Genomic DNA, 626 nt, shown 5'->3' with positions numbered 1-626 from the left:
TTTAAAGCAATAAGCCACCAATCCAGCCACTAAATTCAACATAAAGCCGTTCATACTCCGATGTCTCGAATGTTCAATGAAGGATATATTCTTGAGTTGGTCATTAATTGTTTCGATTATAAAACACTTTGAAAGCATCGCTCTATCCCATAATGACATCGCTTTTACCTTCATATTTTTGCGAACCGTCGTAATCAGCTTTACCCCTTTATCGAGCAAATTCGCTTCTAAAGCCTTACTTAGATACCCTTTGTCACCGGACAATTTATCCGTCAGGCAGCTCGCTAATTCACGGACTGGTTGAGTATCATGTACATTTCCTGTTGTCACTTTCGCAGCAACAATTTCACCATGATGATTAACGACTAAATGTAGCTTGAAGCCATAAAACCATCCCATCGTTCCTTTCCTCGCTGGGCTATTCCATCAAAGGTCTTGTGTCTTGGAATACAAATATTGTGGCAGACCTTAATAGATGTAGAGTCAATGAATTCAACGCCAGTGGGTTTACCTTTAAGTGAAGTGAAATAGGCACACATTGGCACAATTACTCTCGGCATAACGGCTAGAAATCGTGTGTAACTGAGTAAGTTAGGAAATTCACTTTTGTACATAAGTGATACATA

1 pseudogene is annotated in these 626 nt (G+C 39.3%); it reads right to left on the bottom strand.

From position 1 onward, the window contains the following. Positions 1 to 626 (bottom strand): annotated as a pseudogene (locus H5119_RS20035) (IS982 family transposase); the annotation flags it as partial.

This window comes from Pseudoalteromonas sp. SG45-5 (assembly GCF_014164085.1).
Lineage (GTDB): Bacteria > Pseudomonadota > Gammaproteobacteria > Enterobacterales > Alteromonadaceae > Pseudoalteromonas > Pseudoalteromonas aliena.
Note: the sequence above shows the minus strand (reverse complement) of the source record. Positions and strands in the feature narration are given on the sequence as shown.